This is a genomic window from Streptomyces sp. NBC_00996 (assembly GCF_045162675.1).
Classification (GTDB): Bacteria; Actinomycetota; Actinomycetes; order Streptomycetales; family Streptomycetaceae; genus Streptomyces.
Map to the genome: position 1 here is coordinate 10067713 of NZ_CP108723.1, position 16990 is coordinate 10084702.

The 16990-nt window shown below is 70.0% G+C and carries 16 protein-coding genes and 3 pseudogenes; 10 read left to right on the forward strand and 9 right to left on the reverse strand.

Features of this window, described 5'->3' with window-relative positions; genetic code table 11:
• Positions 1 to 44: 44 nt before the first annotated feature.
• The 3 genes and pseudogenes from OG390_RS46570 to OG390_RS46580 form a co-directional block, all read right to left on the reverse strand.
• Positions 45 to 605: a VanZ family protein gene (locus OG390_RS46570; RefSeq protein ID WP_406176540.1), complete on the reverse strand. Its 561-nt coding sequence runs from the start codon at positions 603 to 605 to the stop codon at positions 45 to 47.
• A gap of 205 nt (positions 606 to 810) precedes the next feature.
• Positions 811 to 1009, reverse strand: a pseudogene (locus OG390_RS46575) (SpoIIE family protein phosphatase); the annotation flags it as partial.
• A 444-nt stretch (positions 1010 to 1453) separates the two neighbouring features.
• Positions 1454 to 2479, reverse strand: a complete 1026-nt coding sequence (locus OG390_RS46580; protein WP_406176542.1) for an alcohol dehydrogenase — start codon at positions 2477 to 2479, stop codon at positions 1454 to 1456.
• A 159-nt stretch (positions 2480 to 2638) separates the two neighbouring features.
• Here OG390_RS46580 and OG390_RS46585 point away from each other — a divergent pair.
• The 3 genes and pseudogenes from OG390_RS46585 to OG390_RS46595 form a co-directional block, all read left to right on the forward strand.
• Positions 2639 to 2854: pseudogene (locus OG390_RS46585) on the forward strand (sodium:proton antiporter); the annotation flags it as partial.
• Positions 2854 to 3408 carry a hypothetical protein gene (locus tag OG390_RS46590; RefSeq protein ID WP_406176543.1) on the forward strand — a complete coding sequence of 185 codons (555 nt, stop codon included), beginning with the start codon at positions 2854 to 2856 and terminating at the stop codon, positions 3406 to 3408. The pseudogene OG390_RS46585 and the gene OG390_RS46590, both read left to right, overlap by 1 nt.
• Before the next feature lie 179 nt (positions 3409 to 3587).
• On the forward strand, positions 3588 to 4301 hold the full coding sequence (locus tag OG390_RS46595; protein ID WP_406176545.1) for an NAD(P)-dependent oxidoreductase: 714 nt from the start codon (positions 3588 to 3590) through the stop codon (positions 4299 to 4301).
• Positions 4302 to 4557: 256 nt separating this feature from the next.
• Here OG390_RS46595 and OG390_RS46600 read toward each other — a convergent pair whose 3' ends face one another.
• Together OG390_RS46600 and OG390_RS46605 are read right to left on the reverse strand one after the other, a co-directional pair.
• A complete protein-coding gene (locus tag OG390_RS46600; RefSeq protein ID WP_406176547.1) occupies positions 4558 to 4923 on the reverse strand; it encodes a cupin domain-containing protein in 366 nt (121 codons plus the stop codon).
• Between the two features lie 83 nt (positions 4924 to 5006).
• Complete coding sequence (locus tag OG390_RS46605) at positions 5007 to 5657, reverse strand: DUF4230 domain-containing protein (protein WP_406176549.1); 651 nt, start codon at positions 5655 to 5657, stop codon at positions 5007 to 5009.
• A gap of 285 nt (positions 5658 to 5942) precedes the next feature.
• On the opposite strand from OG390_RS46605, the gene OG390_RS46610 reads away from it, so the two are divergent.
• Entirely contained in the window at positions 5943 to 6080 is a 138-nt protein-coding gene (locus OG390_RS46610) for a hypothetical protein (RefSeq protein WP_406176551.1), read from the forward strand.
• A 4-nt stretch (positions 6081 to 6084) separates the two neighbouring features.
• Here the strand turns inward: OG390_RS46610 and otr(A) are convergent, their stop codons facing one another.
• Positions 6085 to 7971 carry a tetracycline resistance ribosomal protection protein Otr(A) gene (gene otr(A), locus OG390_RS46615; protein ID WP_406176553.1) on the reverse strand — a complete coding sequence of 629 codons (1887 nt, stop codon included), beginning with the start codon at positions 7969 to 7971 and terminating at the stop codon, positions 6085 to 6087.
• A gap of 249 nt (positions 7972 to 8220) precedes the next feature.
• Between otr(A) and OG390_RS46620 the strand changes: the two genes are divergently transcribed.
• The gene (locus tag OG390_RS46620) at positions 8221 to 9174 is read left to right on the forward strand and encodes a ribose-phosphate diphosphokinase (RefSeq protein WP_399086537.1); all 954 of its coding nucleotides are present in this window, start codon (positions 8221 to 8223) and stop codon (positions 9172 to 9174) included.
• Between the two features lie 136 nt (positions 9175 to 9310).
• Positions 9311 to 10504, forward strand: a complete 1194-nt coding sequence (gene tuf / locus OG390_RS46625) for an elongation factor Tu (RefSeq protein WP_406176555.1) — start codon at positions 9311 to 9313, stop codon at positions 10502 to 10504.
• Between the two features lie 20 nt (positions 10505 to 10524).
• On the opposite strand, the gene OG390_RS46630 is transcribed toward tuf, so the two are convergent.
• Positions 10525 to 10905, reverse strand: a complete 381-nt coding sequence (locus OG390_RS46630) for an anti-sigma factor antagonist (RefSeq protein ID WP_406176557.1) — start codon at positions 10903 to 10905, stop codon at positions 10525 to 10527.
• Positions 10906 to 11160: 255 nt separating this feature from the next.
• Positions 11161 to 11598, reverse strand: a complete 438-nt coding sequence (locus OG390_RS46635; RefSeq protein WP_406176559.1) for a MarR family winged helix-turn-helix transcriptional regulator — start codon at positions 11596 to 11598, stop codon at positions 11161 to 11163.
• Positions 11599 to 11703: 105 nt separating this feature from the next.
• On the opposite strand from OG390_RS46635, the gene OG390_RS46640 reads away from it, so the two are divergent.
• The gene (locus tag OG390_RS46640; protein ID WP_406176561.1) at positions 11704 to 13161 is read left to right on the forward strand and encodes an aldehyde dehydrogenase family protein; all 1458 of its coding nucleotides are present in this window, start codon (positions 11704 to 11706) and stop codon (positions 13159 to 13161) included.
• A gap of 25 nt (positions 13162 to 13186) precedes the next feature.
• Entirely contained in the window at positions 13187 to 14293 is a 1107-nt protein-coding gene (locus OG390_RS46645) for an NAD(P)-dependent alcohol dehydrogenase (RefSeq protein ID WP_406176563.1), read from the forward strand.
• A 66-nt stretch (positions 14294 to 14359) separates the two neighbouring features.
• Here the strand turns inward: OG390_RS46645 and OG390_RS46650 are convergent, their stop codons facing one another.
• Positions 14360 to 15310, reverse strand: coding sequence for an NADP-dependent oxidoreductase (locus tag OG390_RS46650; protein WP_406176565.1), 951 nt, complete (start codon positions 15308 to 15310; stop codon positions 14360 to 14362).
• Positions 15311 to 15380: 70 nt separating this feature from the next.
• On the opposite strand from OG390_RS46650, the gene OG390_RS46655 reads away from it, so the two are divergent.
• Entirely contained in the window at positions 15381 to 16328 is a 948-nt protein-coding gene (locus OG390_RS46655; RefSeq protein ID WP_406176567.1) for a GlxA family transcriptional regulator, read from the forward strand.
• 152 nt (positions 16329 to 16480) lie between these two features.
• Positions 16481 to 16989: pseudogene (locus OG390_RS46660) on the forward strand (hypothetical protein); the annotation flags it as partial.
• Position 16990 lies beyond the last annotated feature (1 nt).

Consider the following 16990-nt stretch of genomic DNA (forward strand, 5'->3'; position numbering starts at 1 on the left):
CGAGTTCGTCGAGAACGCGTGCGAGGGATTGGTGACGACGTATGTCAGGCCTTCGCGGCGCCGCGACGGGTGCGACGACGGTCGCGCGGGTGTACCACCCGGCCGAGCCGGCGCCCGAGCAGCAGATAGCCCACCAGCGCCCCGGCCGTGTTGAGGATGACATCGTCGATGTCGAAGGCGCGCCCACTGATGAGCGCGCCCTGGACCAGCTCGACGAGCAGCATGACCGCGGCGGTGAGCGCGAGAACGCGCAGGATTCCCCGGGTCCTTGGGGCCAGCACGGGCAGCAGCACCCCGAAGGGCACCCCGAGCAGCAGGTTTCCGCCGATCTGCTTGACGGCGTCGCGCAGTTCCGGCTGGGAGAGGTAGGCGTGCAGCGACCGACCCGGGTGGAGATTGCTGTGGACCAGCGCCTCCGACGCCGGGGACGGCTCCAGCGTCAGCCGGGCCAGCACGACCGCGAAAGCCACCATGGCCGCGAAGGCGAACAGCATGGCCAAGAGTCGGACGGGAAGGGGCAGTGCCCTCGCCTCCCGCGGGGGCGCCGACGGACGACGCCCGGATTTCGCGGCATGCGTGCGTAACGCCGTACGGAAGAGCGTCATGCGATCCTCCCGATTTCAACTGCCGTCTGGATAAGGGCGATTACCCCGGCTGGAGGCTTCGATGCGAACGGCACGGCGGGGAGCGACAGCATCAGGCCGAGTCGTCACGCGGGAGGGCCTCGGCGCCGCCGTAGAGGTGCACCACCGTGCAGCTCACCGCCGCGCTGGAGGGCTCCCTCCTGCCTGCCTGTCCGCGGCAGGCCGGTCAAAGGCGCACGATGACCAGGGCCGTGTCGTCGGTGGCGCCGCCGGACGGGACCAGGTCGGCCGGCAGGGCGTCGGCGAGGGCTTCGGGGGCGGCGGCACGGCGGCGAACCGGCCAGCCGCGCGAGGCCGGTGTCGATGTCCTCGCGGCGGCGTTCGATCAGACCGTCGGAGTGCAGCACGAGGAGGGCGCCCTCGGTCGGGGTCCGCCACCTCGTGACGCTCCAGCGCCGAGTCGTACTGACCGGTTTCCGCCACCCGGCTCAGTGACGCCTGAAGATGGCCGATGACGGCCGCGGCGGGGTCATTCGGGTGGTCGGCAGATGGTCGGTCAGATGGCGGCCGACCACTTGCTCGCGGGTGCGGTCCAGCAGGCGCAGGAAACTCGTCGTCGGCGTCCACAGAGCGCAATGGGCGGGTCAGCAGTGCCGCCGCGCCGGAAGAGCCCGGAAGACCGCTGTGTAGTCGATCTCGGGTTCCGTCACGTCTTTCCCGCCTCGTCTTTCCCGCCTCGACGACGTCGCTGGAGCGAATCCGGACCCGCTGTTCCGGACCGGCCGGAGGAGTTCGACTTCCTCGTCCCCGCACCCGTGTGTGTGGGTGCGGGTGCGGGGACGAGGAAGATCAAGGCGGCGCGTGCCAGGTCAGCCGTTGGTCAGCACCATGCGGAAGCGGGCGGCGCCGGACATCATCTTCCGGTACGCCTCGTCGGCCTGGTCCAGCGGCACGGGCTCGATCATCGGCCGGATCCCGTGCAGGGCACTGAACGCCATGGTGTCCTGCACGTCCTGCGCGGTGCCGGACGGGTGCCCGCGGACGATCCTGCCGCTCATGAGCAGCTGTACCGGACTGATCCCGAGCGGCTCCATGTCCACACCGACGGCCACCAGCTCGCCCCGGTGGGACAGCCCGTCCACGGTCGCCGTGATGGCGTCGGAGTTGGCGGCCGTGGCCAGGACGACCTTGGCACCGCCGAGGGACTGCAACGCGTCCGCGACGCTGGTGTCCGCCGTGCTGTCGATGTAGTGGTGTGCGCCGAGCTGCTTGGCGAAGTCGGCCTTGTCGGCTCCACGGGCGATGGCCACGGTCTCGAAGCCCATCGCGGCCGCGTACTTCACCCCGAGGTGGCCCAGACCGCCGATGCCGAGGATGGCGACCAGATCGCCCGGCCGGGCGGAGCTGCGCCGCAGCCCGTTGAAGGTGGTCACCCCCGCGCAGGCCAGCGGTGCCGCATCGGGCGCCGCCAGCGCGTCGGGGATCCGGGCGAGAGCGTCGGCGGGTGCGATCACCGACTCGGCGAAACCGCCGTCGTACGCCCAACCGGGGACCTTCAGGTTCTGGCACACGATGAAGTCGCCCTGCCGACAGGGCGTGCAGTGGCCGCAGCTGCCGCCGAACCAGCCGACCGCCACCCGGTCGCCCACCTGCCAGCCTCTGTCCTGCATGTCCTCGCCGAGTTCCTCGATGTGCCCGGCGATCTCATGCCCGGGAACCAGCGGGAACCGCACGCCCGGCACCTGGGCGTCGACGAAGACGGAGTCGCTGTGGCAGACGCCGCAGGCGTCCACGGCGACTCGTACGTGACGGGGGCCCGGCTGCGGCACCTCGCGCCGGACCATCTCGAACGGCCTGCCGACGGCGGCCACCTGCGCGGCTCGATAAGTGCTCATCGGGATCTCTCCGGGAACGGGATCGGGAACGGCGGCCCCTGTACCAGCACACCAGTTCCCGCCCGATCACGCGCGCCGAAGCAGATCGCGTGCACGGTGGGCACGGCCCGGACGTCCCGCCGCCGCGTGACCGGTTTGCCTTCGCGCCGGCAGGGCACGCTGGCCGTCGGCTACCGCGACGGCGGCACAGCGCCCGTCTTCTCCGACATCAAGCCCGGCTCGCGGCCCGTGGTGGACCCCGTCGTACAGGCCCTCGCCCTGACCGACGTGGTCGTCGGTGCCACCGTCACCGCGCTGCTGCTCGCCCTCGTCATGCAGGTCTCCAAACGGCACGGCACCGTCGACCCGGACGAACTCACGGAGCTGCGCGGCTGATGAACCACCTGCTGCCGCTGCTCGTCGCACTTCCACTGCTCGGGGCCGCACCGCTCGTCGCGAGCGGCCGCCGGCTGCCGCGGGCGGTCGCCGAGACGGTGGGCTGCGTCGTCTCCGCGGGCACGGCGGGACTGGAGTCGTCGTACGAGATCACCGGCACCGGCGAGGAACCGGAGACCCGGCACCGGCTCAAGCACGTGCCGGACACGATGACCTCGGTCCCCGCGCTGCTGCTGGCCGCGTCCCTCGCCGTGGGCGTGGCGCCCGGCTTCGCCGAAGTGGTGGGGCACGGCGTGAGCGAGGCAGGGTCCGGCGGGGCGACCACCTCGCCGCACTGGACCCTCGCCGGAGTGCTCCTCGGCCTCGCCTCCACGGCCTTGGCCCTGGGGCTGGCCGCACTCGCCGTGACCCGCCCGACGCCGCTGGGCGAGCGGCCCTGGACGGGCCCTCTGCGGCGCCTCCAGTCCGGCCACATCGGCGATTACGTCGCCTGGATGCTGGTCGGCGCGATGCTGCCGGGGGCGCTGGCGCTGCCGGGGATTCTGGGTGGCTGAGCGGGCTGCCCCGCGCTTCGTCCCCTGAGGAACGAACCGACGCCGAACCCGTCTCCGGGCGCGGCCGAACACCTCCCAAGAATGTGGGCCGCGTCTCAAAGACTCTCTGCGGTGTCACACTCCGGCCGCCCCGGCCCTCCTGTCCGCGGAAACCGTCGGAAGCCAGAGGGAGAAACCCCATGAACATCGTCGTCTTCGGAGCGAACGGACCGACCGGGCGCCTGGTCGTCGAGCAGGCGAGCGCGGCAGGCCACGCGGTCGCCGCAGTGACCCGGCAGCCCGAGAACTTTCCGGTGAGGGGGCCGCGGGTGCGGGTGGTCGAGGCGGATGTGTACGACCCCGACGCGGTGGAACGCGCTGTGGCCGGTCAGGACGCCGTGATCTCTGCGCTCGGGGTCCCCTACACCCGTGATCGGGTCAGTGTGTACTCCACCGGAATCACGCACGTCACGCAGGCCATGACCAAGCACGGCGTACGACGCCTCGCCGCCGTGACCTCCACGGTTCTCTTCGGGACACCGGCACCGGGCGAGCGGCTGCTGTTCCGGAAGGTGCTCGAGCCGGCTGTCGTGCGGTTCATGGGCCGCACCGTGTACGAGGACATGCGGCGTATGGAGGAGATCGTCCGCGCTACCGACCTCGACTGGACGGTCGTCCGCCCGGGCGGCCTGTTCGACGCGGGTGCGGTCAGCGACTACGAGATCGGCGTGTCGCGCCTGCCCGGCCGGTACACCGCGCGGGCCGACCTCGCCCACGCGTTGCTGCGGCAGACGGTGGAGGGGCCGCATGTGCACGCCTATGTCGACGTGCGCACGACGGAGGGGACGCCGAGCTTCTTCGACCTCATCCGGAAGGAGGCGTTCGGCGGCAAGACGGGTGAGGCCAGGCGCTGATGGTGGCGTGCGGGGCGTACTGCGGCTCCGCGAGGTCCGCGACCTTGTCGATGAGGGGGGGAGCGGCGAGTGCTGTTCCATGCCCAAAGAGAAGCCAGGCCGCCCGCCGACGCGAAGGCTCACGCGGCGGACGGCCTCCCGGCTTCGACGAAGACGTGTACGAAAGCCCCATAGGGCGGACCGGTACAGAGGACCCGTAGAGCGGACCGGTACAGAGGACCCGCAGAGAGGGTCTACGAGAAACGGACCACAGTTCCTAGTCGTTCGCCGCCTTCGCGTAATCCGTTGCCATGCCTCCCGCGAAGTCGTACACGATCACTTGCTCGTCGCCCACGACCCATGCGTCGTGCCCGGGCGGGCAGACGAACACATCGCCTGGGCCGACTTCTCCTTCGCCGCCGTCGTCCATCCGGAGGTGCATCCTTCCCTGGACGACATATCCGTTGTGGTGGATCTCGCAGCTCTTGGTTCCCACGAGGGGGCCCACCGACTCGGACCAGCGCCAGCCCGGTTCGAAGGTTCCCACGGCGAAGTCGAGCCCGGTCATGTGGACCGCTTCGAGGTGGCCGCGCGGGAAATCACGCCGTTCATCCGGCTTGTCGACCGTCTTGATCTCGAGCATGACGGCTCCCTTCCCTTGCCCCTTCCATGGTCTGCCCGCCCGCAGCGGACTGCCATCCGGGAGGCCACGTCGGCCTCGGACGCTCAGGCACCGTAGGTGACCGTCACGTCCGTGAAGCCCAGGGAGCGCAGCAGGCCTTCCAGCATGCCGGTGGTGTTCGCCTCGGCGCGTGAGGTGAGGCGGCTGTCCTTCGCGGCGTCGCCGATGTGCTTGGCCGCGAGCTTCTGGACGGCCCGCTCGTCGTTGGGGTTGTCGGAGAAGATGTCGCCGATCCGGTCGAGGAGACCGCGCTGTTTGGAGACGGCGTAGGAGTGGTCGGGGTCGAGCGCGGGTTTGCCCAGCGCCGCGTGCGGCAGCCGGAGCGTGGCGGACGTTCGGTCGGCGTTGACCGTCACGTCCTTCTCGCCCAGCGTGCCGAGGTCGACATACGCGTCGACAGTCCCGGCCCCCACGTACAGCGTGCGGGTGCCGCGGATCGCGTCGGGCAGGTACTTGGCGTCCTTCTCCAGGTCCACGACCACCTGGAAGTTGCCCGACGCGGCGTCGTAACGGCTCATGTCCTGGATCGATTTGAGGAGAGCGGGGCCCGACCGGTCGTGCGTCTCGGTGCCGAACACATCGCGCAGCCCCGGCAAAAGGGCCAGCCGCAGCCCGGCGAAGAGCACCACGAGTACCAGCACGAACGCGCTGACCACCTTCGCCCAGCCGGGCATGCGCTTGATGGACGTCGTCATGTCGACGGTCCTCCTTTCAACCGTCCGTGTACCCTCCAAGTCCCTTGACAGGCAGCTTTGTTGACTGATTGAGGAACGACGGGGCAAGTCGGGTACCGATGACCCCTGCGCCGACCGCAGTTCGCCGTACGCCGGGGGTGCACGGCGTCTGCTCGCCGTACCGAATCTGCTGGACGATCCACCCGCGTCGGCGCAGGCCCTGGGTGTATCGAATGTGCTGCTCACAGCCATCGCTGGAGCGGGCAGTCGCCTCAGTCCGGGGTCGCGGCACGGCACGATGACGCCATGGTTCACATCGCGTTGTGCCACTCAGTTCTCGGCCTGCGCCGAGCCGAACTCCGCGCCGCCGAGCGGCTGCGTCGCGCCGGGCATGAGGTCGTTGCGCCCGACCTCTCCTCGACCGAGGGCCTGCGTCAGGAGTGATCACCTAGCGCAGGGCCCGAAGGGGGTGGTCGCCCGACGGGCGCGACCACCACACCCCCTCTCCGTGTGTCAGTCCCGGCACCCGCAGCTCGATGTCCCGCACCTGCCGGGCCGGCAGCTCGCCGGTGACCAGCCATGCGGTGCGCCCTCCGGTCGTCTCCTTGAACTCTGCGCCGAAGGCGGCCAGTTGCGCTGTCACCGGCGCCAGCGCGTCGAGCGGGAGCTCCACCTCGAACGCGTGATACGGCTCGTACACCCGTGTCCCCGCCCGCTCCAGGGCGCGGCGCAGCACGAACGGGGTGAGGCCGCGGAAGTCGGCGGCCGTGCTGATCGGAGCGGCGAATCCGGAGCGGACGAGGGTGACCCGGTAGTCCGTCACCGGCCATCCCCGCGGACCGGTGAGCAGGGTCGCGTGGACCGTGTCCTCGATCGCCTGGTGGAACGCTCGCGGCAGGGCGCCGAGCTCGGTCTCGTAGCTGAAGACACCGCCGGAGCCGCGTGGTCCCGGTTCGATACGCAGACCGACCGTCGCCCAGAACCCGGTGTGCCCGTGGCGCTGGATCTCCTCGTATGCCTCACCCGTGCCCTCCGGCCGCTCCAGGAACCGCACGCGGCTCGGCTCGAAGTCGGCCTCGATGCCGAAGTCCTGGGCGAGCGTGGCCGCGAGGACCTCCTTCTGGACCTCGCCGTAGAGCAGCAGCGCGGTGCTGCCGGACGCGGCGGGCCTGGCGTGCATCAGCGGGTCCTGGTCGGCCAGGGTGAGAAGGGCGGAGCGCAGCGGGGCGGCCTGGGCGGGGTGCTTGGCCCGTACCAGCGTCTCCAGTGTCGGGGTCGCGAACCGCGGTGCGCGATCGGTGGCTTCGCCGAGCCGGTCGCCGACGCGGATGCCGGCGACGCCGTGCAGCGCGGCGATGTTCCCCGGGGTGAGGGAGGTGGCTTCGGGCTGCCCGATCACCTCCAGTCCGAGCGCCCGACCGGGCACCCGCGTGGTCCGGCCGTCGGCCTCGCGGCGCAGGAACGTGAGTCGTTCGCGGCGCGTCACCTCTCCTTCGTACAGACGTACATACGCCGTCCGCTCGCCGCCGGGTCCGGGCCGTACGGCGAAGACCGTGCCGCGTGGTTCACCGGCGCGGGGGACCGTCGGGCGGGGGATCAGCCGGACCACCACCTCGATCAGCTCGGCCACGCCCTGCCCGCCGAGCGCCGAGCCGAACAGGACCGGATGGACGGAGCCGTCGGCGGTGCGCGCGGCCAGTGCTGCCCACAGCTCGTCCGGCGTGGGCGGCGGGCCGTCCACGAGCGCGGCCAGGATGCCGGAGTCCACCTCGGCGAGCGTGCCGGCCGCGAGGTCGTCGAGCGGGCGCGGCAGCACACGGGCGGTTCCGGTGCCGATGTCCGTCACGCGGGCGAGCGGGACGACGTACGGCGTGAGGCGGCGCCGGATGTCGTCGAGAAGCCCCTCCTCCCGTGCGCCCGCCCGGTCGATCTTGTTGACGAAGACGAGGGTGGGCAGGCCGAGCCGCCGCAGGGTCTTCATCAGCACGCGCGTCTGTGCCTGGACGCCCTCGACGGCGGAGAGCACCAGCACCACACCGTCCAGGACCTCCAGGGCGCGCTCGACCTCGGCGATGAAATCGGCGTGCCCGGGGGTGTCGATCAGGTTGATCTGTACGTCTGTGACGCCGAAGACATCCCGGACCGTGAAGGCGGCGACGGCCGAGCGGATGGTGATGCCGCGCTGCCGCTCGATCGCCCCGTCGTCCGTACGGGTGTCCCCGGCGTCGACGCTGCCGAGCCGGTCGATGGCGCCGCCGTCGAACAGCAGCCGCTCGGTGAGGCTGGTCTTACCCGCGTCGACGTGGGCCAGAATTCCGATGTTCAAGATATGCATGCGTGGTCGAGTCCTCGAGAACAGTCGTCCGGTGGGGGCGCTGAGAAGTTCCGAGGAATCGGCGCATTCCGTTCTCCTGAATTCGAGGGGGTACTGGCACCGTCATGGTGGCGTGGTCCGGGTGGCCGCCCGCAACCGGTTTTCCCCCCGGTCGAGCGGCCGAAGGGTGCCCAGTAGCATGAGGCACGCACCCCGGGTCGATCATGCCAACCGGCGACGCGACCCGGTTCGATCATGCGAGGAGCGGTCGTGCGTGACATCGCCGTGTTCAGCGGTAGTGCCCATCCCGAGCTGGCGGCCGAGCTCTGCGCGCATCTCGGTGTGCCCCTCAGCCCGACCCGCGTCAGCCGGTTCGCCAACGACTGCCTGGAGGTGCAGCTCCAGGCCAATTGCCGCGAGCGCGATGTCTTCCTGGTGCAGCCGTTGGTCACCCCGGTGCAGGAGCACCTCGTCGAGCTGCTGATGATGTGCGACGCTGCGCGCGGCGCGTCCGCCGGGCGGATCACCGTGGTCATGCCGCACTACTCGTACGCCCGCTCGGACAAGAAGGACATGCCGCGGATCTCGATGGGCGGACGGCTCGTGGCGGACCTGCTGGTGGCGGCCGGGGCGAGCCGCGTCCTGGCCATGACGCTGCATTCGCCGCAGGTGCACGGCTTCTTCTCGGTGCCGGTCGACCATCTGCACGCCCTGCGGGAGCTGGCCGCGCACTTCCGCGGCTACGACCTCTCCCGTACGACGGTGGTGTCGCCGGACCTGGGCAACGCCAAGGAAGCGGCGGCGTTCGCACGGCTGATCGGGGCCCAGGTGGCCGCCGGTGCCAAGCAGCGGTTCGCCGACGACCGGGTGAGCATCAGCTCCGTCATCGGCGACGTCAGCGGGCGCGATGTCATCGTGCTGGACGACGAGATCGCCAAGGGCAGCACCGTCCTCGAACTCCTTGAACGGCTACGTGAGTTGGGGCCCCGGTCGATCCGGGTCGCCTGCACCCACGGCCTGTTCGCCGCAGGCGCGCTCAAGCGGCTCAGCGAGCAGCCGGACGTTCTGGAGATCGTGTGCACGAACACCGTGCCGGTCCCGGTCGAGGAGCACACGGAGAAGCTGCGCATCCTGTCCATCGCCCCGGCGCTCGCCGAGGCGGTGCGGCGCATTCACAACGGCGAGTCCGTCAGCGCCCTGTTCGACGCGCCTCCGAACGAATAGACAGGAAGGAGCGGAACTTCCCGCCCGTCGGCTCGGGCAGGAAGGCGGCCGGGCTCACCGGGTAGGCGGTGCGGCGCTCGGCCGGCAAGCCGCGAAGCAACGCTCGGCGTCACCCAGGTGATCAGGAGGGCTTGCAGTGGCGAAGGCGAAATTCCAGCGGACCAAGCCGCATGTCAACATCGGCACCATCGGTCACATCGACCACGGTAAGACGACGCTGACAGCGGCCATGACCAAGGTGTTGCACGACCGGTTCCCCGACCTGAATCCCTACACGCCGTTCGACCAGATCGACAAGGCTCCCGAGGAACGCCAGCGCGGTATCACGATCTCGATCGCCCATGTCGAGTACCAGACGGAGAACCGGCACTACGCACACGTGGACTGCCCGGGGCACGCGGACTACATCAAAAACATGATCACGGGCGCCGCGCAGATGGATGGCGCGATCCTGGTCGTCGCGGCGACCGACGGGCCGATGCCGCAGACCAAGGAACATGTCCTGCTCGCACGCCAGGTCGGCGTCCCGTACATCGTCGTCGCGCTCAACAAGACCGACATGGTGGACGACGAGGAGATTCTGGAACTCGTCGAGCTCGAAGTGCGCGAGCTGCTCACCGAGTACGAGTTCCCGGGCGACGACGTCCCGGTCGTACAGGTCTCCGCGCTCAAGGCCCTCGAGGGCGACCCGAAGTGGAGTGCGTCCATCCTCGAACTCCTCGCGGCGATCGACGAGTTCGTGCCCGAGCCGGTGCGCGATGTCGACCGGCCCTTCCTGATGCCCATCGAGGACGTCTTCACCATTACGGGCCGCGGCACGGTCGTCACCGGCCGCATCGAGCGCGGTGTGCTGAGGGTCAACAGTGAGGTCGAGATCATCGGCATCCACGAGCACAAGACCAAGACCACCGTCACCGGTATCGAGATGTTCCGCAAACTCCTCGACGAGGGCCGGGCGGGGGAGAATGTCGGACTGTTGCTGCGAGGTGTGAAGCGCGAGGATGTGGAGCGCGGGCAGGTCGTCATCAAGCCGGGCTCGGTGACCCCGCACACGGAGTTCGAGGCGCGCGCGTACATCCTGTCCAAGGACGAGGGCGGTCGGCACACGCCGTTCTTCGACAACTATCGGCCACAGTTCTACTTCCGTACGACGGACGTGACCGGAGTGGTGACCCTCCCCAAGGGCACGGACATGGTCATGCCGGGCGACAACACCACCATGCAGGTGCAGTTGATCCAGCCCATCGCCATGGAGGAGGGGCTGAAGTTCGCCATCCGCGAGGGCGGCAGGACGGTCGGGGCGGGGCAGGTCACAAAGATCCGGAAGTAGTCACCGGGGGCCGCAAGCGCTCACACGGAACCCGACGTGGCCTCGGGTCGGGCCAGCGCCTCGTCCAGCGACGAGGAGGGTGGCAGCAGACGCGCGAGGCCGGTCACCCGGAGGATGCGCAGGATCAGTGGCTGGGTGCAGACGAGGTGCAGCCGTCCGTCCCGGGCGAGGACACGACGTCTGGCCCGGTAGAGCAGGCGCAGGCCCGAGCAGTCGAAGAAGTCGACGGGCCGCAGGTCGATCACGACCTGCGGTGCCGGGCCCCCGGTCGCGGAGTCCAGGAGCGGGGTGATCTCCATGGCCGCGAGGATGTCGATCTCCCCGTGGAACTCCAGCACCAGGTGTCCGCGGTCCTGGTGAATGCACAGATGTCGGGTGAGCGGTGCGGGGTCGTGCGCCACGAAGTCATCACCTCCAACCGGCAGCTGACCTGCCTCGCGAGAGCAGGGGCCAGGGTCACCGGGGGCCAGGGCGACGGCGTCAAGCGAGCGTAGACACGCCAACGAGGCACCCTTGGTTGCAAAACCGTTCCTTGCTCTGCAAGTTACCCTCGATGGAGTGAATTCCAGCATGTTCGGTTGACATATGTCTTCGATTTGCGCGGCGAGTCGTCCCGCTGTGGGTGTGCTGTGGGGCCGTGGGGGCGAGTGCTCGCGTCACGACAGCGCGTGCCACGCCTTGGACAACGCCTGACGGAACTGATCGGTCTGGTGCGAGGAGAGGTCCCGGACCATACGCTCCTCCAGTTCCCGTACGGCTCCGGCGAACCGCGCGAGCAGTTCGCGTCCCTCGTCGGTCAGCAGAATCAGTAGCTCGCGCCGGTTGCGTGGATTGCGCTCGCGGCGCACCAGTCCGCGACTCTCCAGTGAGCGCACCAGATCGGCCATGGACTGAGCCGTCACGAACGAGTCACGCGCCAGCTGCGCCGCCGACAGGCCGTCGTGCCGCTCCAGCACGGTGAGCGAGGTGTACTGCAATGCGGTGATGCCGGCTGGTTTCACCAGCTCGTCGAGGTGTGAACGAACGACGAGTTCCACCTGCTTGACCATGTAGAGCAGTGACGGGGGTGCCTTGGTTGCCTGGGTGCCGACCATGGGTTCAGCCTAAGCCATTGACAGGAAACCTGTCCGTAACGAGACTGCCAACCAACAGGAATCCTGTTGGTTGAAAACTTGGCGATCAAGGCTGAGGAGTGGGCAATGACGACCACCTTCGAGAGTGGGCCCGGGCAGCTGTTCATCGGTGGACAGTGGCGCGAGGCGGCCGACGGAGCGCGTACGGACGTGATCGATCCGTCCACCGGCCAGGTGGTCACGACCGTCGCCGAGGCGGGCGCGGCCGATGTCGACGCGGCCGTACGTGCCGCACGGGAAGCCTTCGACCACGGCCCGTGGGCCGCGATGAGCGGCCGTGAGCGCGGCCGGGTGCTGCACCGCGTCTCCGAGCTGATCCGCACGAACGCCGACGAGCTGGCGGTCCTGGAGAGCCTCGACGTCGGCAAACCCCTCTCCCTCTGCGGCCCCGTCGACGTGCTCACCGCCGCGGACGAGTACGAGTACTGCGCCGCGCTCGCCCAGACCCTCGACGGCGCCACGCGCGACACCCCGCTCAACGCCTTCGCGTACACGCGCCGCGGACCGCTCGGCGTGGTCGCCGCGATCACTCCTTTCAACTTCCCGCTGATCCTGTCCAGTTCGAAGCTCGCCCCGGCGCTGGCGGCCGGCAACGCCGTGGTGCACAAGCCCGCCGACGAGACCCCGCTCAGTGCTCTGTACATGGCCCGGCTGCTCCAGGAGGCGGGCGTCCCGGACGGCGTAGTGAACGTCGTCACCGGCAGCGGCCCGGTCGCGGGCGAGGCGCTGCTGCGCAACCCCGGCATCGACAAGGTCGCCTTCACCGGGTCCACCGCCGTCGGGCGGCATGCCGCGAGCATCGCCGGTGAGGCGCTCAAGTCCGTCACCATGGAGCTGGGCGGCAACGCGGCCCATCTCGTCTTCGCGGACGCCGACCTGGAGAAAGCGGTCGGCGCGGTCATCAAGGGCTTCGTCTTCAACACCGGGCAGTTCTGCATGGGCGGGCCGCGCCTGCTGGTGGAGCGCTCCGCGTATGGCACCCTGCTGGGCATCCTCGCCGACGCGGTCCCCGGAGTTCCGGTCGGCGATCCCCGGGACGCGGCCACGGTCGTCGGCCCGATGGCGGGGGACAAGCACCTGAAGAAGGTCGAGGAGTACGTCGCCCTGGCCCGCAAGGAGGGCGGTCGCATCGTCTGCGGCGGTGAGCGCCTCGACCTGAACGGCGGCTACTACTACAGGCCCACCGTGATCGCCGACCTCGCGGCCGACTCCCGCGTCATCCAGGAGGAGATCTTCGGCCCCGTCCTCACCGTGCAGGCCTTCGACTCCGAGGACGAGGCCGTCGGGCTGGCCAACTCCACGCCGTACGGTCTGGCTTCGGGCATCCAGACCACCGACCTGACCCGCGCGCACCGCGTCGCCGACCGGCTGCAGGCGGGCATCGTCTGGATCAACGACTGGGCGATGCTCGACCCCGCGGTTCCCTTCGGCGGGGTCAAGGACTCCGGCTTCGGCCGGGAGTACGGGCCCGAGGCGCTCGCCGCCTACACCAAGGTCAAGTCCGTCGTCGTCTCGCTCGACTGAGCGCCCCCGCAAAGGAGTTCATGCGATGTCCAGCACTACGCGCGCCGCCGTGGTCGAGTCCGGGGGAGCGCCGTTCACCCTCACCGACGTCGAACTGGACGAGCCCGGCCCCGGCGAGGCCCTCGTCCGTATGGTGGCGACCGGCCTGTGCCACACCGACCTGGGTGTGGCGAGCGGCGGTCTGCCCTTCCCGCTGCCCGGAGTCCTGGGGCACGAGGGAGCGGGAGTCGTCGAGGCCGTCGGCCTCCATGTCACCGGTGTTGCCCCCGGTGACCATGTCGTCCTGTCCTTCACCTCCTGCGGCGGCTGTCACAACTGCCGTGACGGACACCCCGCGTACTGCGCCACCTGGCTGCCGCTGAACCTCATCGGCGGTCGGCGCGCCGACGGCACCAGCACGCTCAGCCGCGACGGGGTGCCGCTCGGCGGCCACTTCTTCGGACAGTCGTCCTTCGCGGAACGGGCGCTCGTGGACGAGCGCAGCCTGGTGAAAGTCGATCCGAACGTCCAGCTGGAGTCCATCGCTCCACTGGGCTGCGGGGTGCAGACCGGAGTGGGCGCCGTCTGGAACGTACTGAAGCCCGAAGCGGGCAGCAGCCTCGTCGTCCTGGGCGCCGGAGCCGTCGGCCTGTCCGCGGTGATGGCGGCGGCCCTCACCCCCGCGATCACGGTCATCGCTGTGGACAAGATTGCCGAACGGCTTGAACTGGCACGGGAGTTGGGCGCCACACACACAGTGAACGCGGCCGAGGCCGATGTCACCGAGGCGGTGCTTGCCCTCACCGACGGCCGGGGCGCCGACGGGGTCGTGGAGACCACGGGCAGTGTCGCCGTACTGCGCAAGGGTTCCGACGCGCTCGCCCCGCGCGGCACCCTCGTCGTCGTCGGCGCACCGCCCTTCGGCACCGAAGTCGCCCTGGACGTCAACGCGTTGCTGCCCGGCAAGAAGGTCGTGGGTCTCACTCTCGGCGACAGTGAGACCCAGACCTCCATCCCCGCGCTGGTCGCGCTCGTCCAGGACGGACGGCTCCCGCTGCACCGGCTGATCAGCCACTATCCGTTCGCGGACATCGAGCGGGCGGTACGGGACATGAGCGCGGGCAAGACCATCAAGCCCGTGCTCACCTTCTAGACAGAGGCTTCTGGCCGACCGTCTTCTGCCCACTTCCGTCAGCTGATTTCCGTCAGTCGACTTCCTTCAGTCGACGACCAGGACGAGCTTCCCCGTTGTCCGGCCGGTGTCGCCGAGCGCATGAGCCTCGGCGGCATCGGCCAGCGGGAAGGTGGCGGCGATCGTGGCGCGCAGCTTCCCCGCCTCGACGAGCTCCGCGATCGCGCTCATGCCGGTGTGGGAGGCGTCGACGAGCATCCTGACCGCTCGTACGCCGATCCGCTCGGCCTCCTCGTAGAAGTCCGCCGACCCGACCGGCAGGATCGAGACCACGATCCCGCCCGGGCGCAGTACGCGCAGCGAGCGGACGGAGTAGTCGTCGCCGATCGTGTCCAGGACGACGTCGACGTCCTTCGCGGCCTCGGTGAAGTCGGTCTCCCGGTAGTCGATCGCCTCGTCCACGCCGATCTCCCGCAGGAAATCGTGCTTGCCCGCGCTCGCGGTACCGATGACGTACGCGCCCCGCGCCTTGGCGATCTGCACGGCCACGTGCCCTACCCCGCCGGCCGCCGCGTGGATCAGCACCCGCTGACCCGGCTGGATGTCCGCCGTCTCGACCAGGGCCTGCCAGGCGGTCAGCGAGACCAGCGGAAGCGCGCCCGCCTGGATATGGTCGATTCCGGACGGCTTGTGCGCGAAGGCGCGGGCGGGGGCGGTGACGTACTCGGCGTGCGAGCCGTGGCCGAACGGGTAGGGCAGCATGCCGAAGACCTCGTCCCCGGGCTTGAAGCGGGCGACACCGATTCCGGCCGCCTCGACGACGCCGGAGACGTCCCAGCCGAGGACGAAGGGCGGCTCGCCGAGGAAACCGCCGGTCGCGCGGTGCTTCCAGTCGGTCGGGTTGACGCCGGCCGCGCGCACCCGGACCAGTACCTCGTTGGGGCGCGGCGCGGGGCGCTCCACCTGTACTTCCTTGAGTACCTCGGGACCGCCGAGGACGTTCTGACTGATGGCTCGCATGGTGTTCACAGTGGTCATGGTGTCCAGCGTGCCGGGGCCGGCCCGGCAAGAGAATGGCATGATTGCCAACCTTCGATAGGATCGTGCCATGCATCCCGTGCACCGAGTGGTCGTCCTGGCGCTGGACGGCGTCTACCCCTTCGAGCTGGGCATCCCCAGCCGGATCTTCGGCGCGGCGGACGGCCGCTACGAGGTGGTGACCTGCACCGTCGACGGCCGACCGGTCCGCACCAACGCCGACTTCTCGGTCGACGTCGACCACGGTCCCGAGGCGTTGCCCGCGGCGGACACGGTGGTGATCGCGGCGATCGCCCCGGCGAGGCTCGCCCTGGAGCCCTCCGACGAGCTCACCGCCGCGCTCGCGCTGATCCGGCCCGGCGCCCGCCTCGTCTCCATCTGTACGGGTGCGTTCGTCCTGGCGGCGGCGGGTCTGCTGGACGGGCACCGGGCGACCACGCACTGGCAGGTGGTCGACGAGTTCCGGCGTCTGTTCCCGCGTGTGTCGCTGGACCCGGACGTGCTGTTCGTGGACGACGGCTCGGTCCTCACCTCGGCCGGGGCCGCGTCCGGCATCGACGTCTGCCTGCACATCCTCCGCAAGGACCACGGTAGCGAGCTGGCCAACAAGGTGGCTCGGCGCTGTGTGGTCCCGCCGCTGCGGGAGGGCGGCCAGGCCCAGTACATCGAGCAGCCCGTGCCGGAGCCCTCGGCGACGAGCACGGCCGCCACCCGTGCGTGGGCCCTGGCCCGCCTCGGCGACCCGCTGACACTGACCGACCTCGCGGGGCACGCCCGGATGAGTCTGCGCACATTCGCCCGCCGCTTCAACGACGAGGTGGGCATGAGCCCCGGCCGCTGGCTCATCCAGCAGCGGGTCTCCCGGGCCCGCCATCTGCTGGAGTCCAGCGACCTGTCGGTGGACCAGATCGCCGGCGAGGTCGGCTTTGCGACCGGCACCTCGCTGCGCCAGCATCTGCACACGGCGATCGGCGTCTCGCCACAGGCATACCGGCGTACGTTCCAGGCCACCCGCTAGGCCGTTCCGGTCGGATGACCTGATCGTTGGCCCGGGCGTGCCGTTGCCCGGCGTGCAGTGGGCCCTTCTCGGTCATCTGCGACCACGCCGGTCGGTGTCTCCGGGCCCGCGCTCTTCGTCGACGGCCCGTCAGGTCGCCGGGGTGGAAGCGCGGTTACCGGGTGGAGCGCAAGGAAAAGGACCGTGTCCTGTTCTCCTACGACGTCAAGGGCAGGGCCAAGGTGGCCGTCGTCGTCGCCAAGGACCAGCCGCACCGCCCCGGCTGGGATCCGGAGACCAACGCCTCCTGTGACCCGTCCGAACTCCCGGCGAGCTTCACCGACTCGACGTACGAGATCTGGACGGTCGCCGCGTGCCCACCACCGACGTGAGCAGCTCGGTGGGCGCGGAGCGCTGCGACTGGGGAAGCGCGCACTTCCTGTGGCTGGGCCAGGGCAAGGAGGTCAGGCAGTACGCGCGCGATCCGCGCGGAGTGCTCGGGAGCGCGGTGCTCACCGCCGCGTACGACCAGGATGCCCGCATGCCGGTCGGCGCGCGGGACACCGGCTACCGCTTCCACGACTGGGAACTCTGGCTGACGGCGGGCAGGTCGGCGTTCATCCGTACACCCGACGGCGTGGAGGCGTGGCCCGCGACGAAGGAGCAGGTGGGCTGCAAGTGAG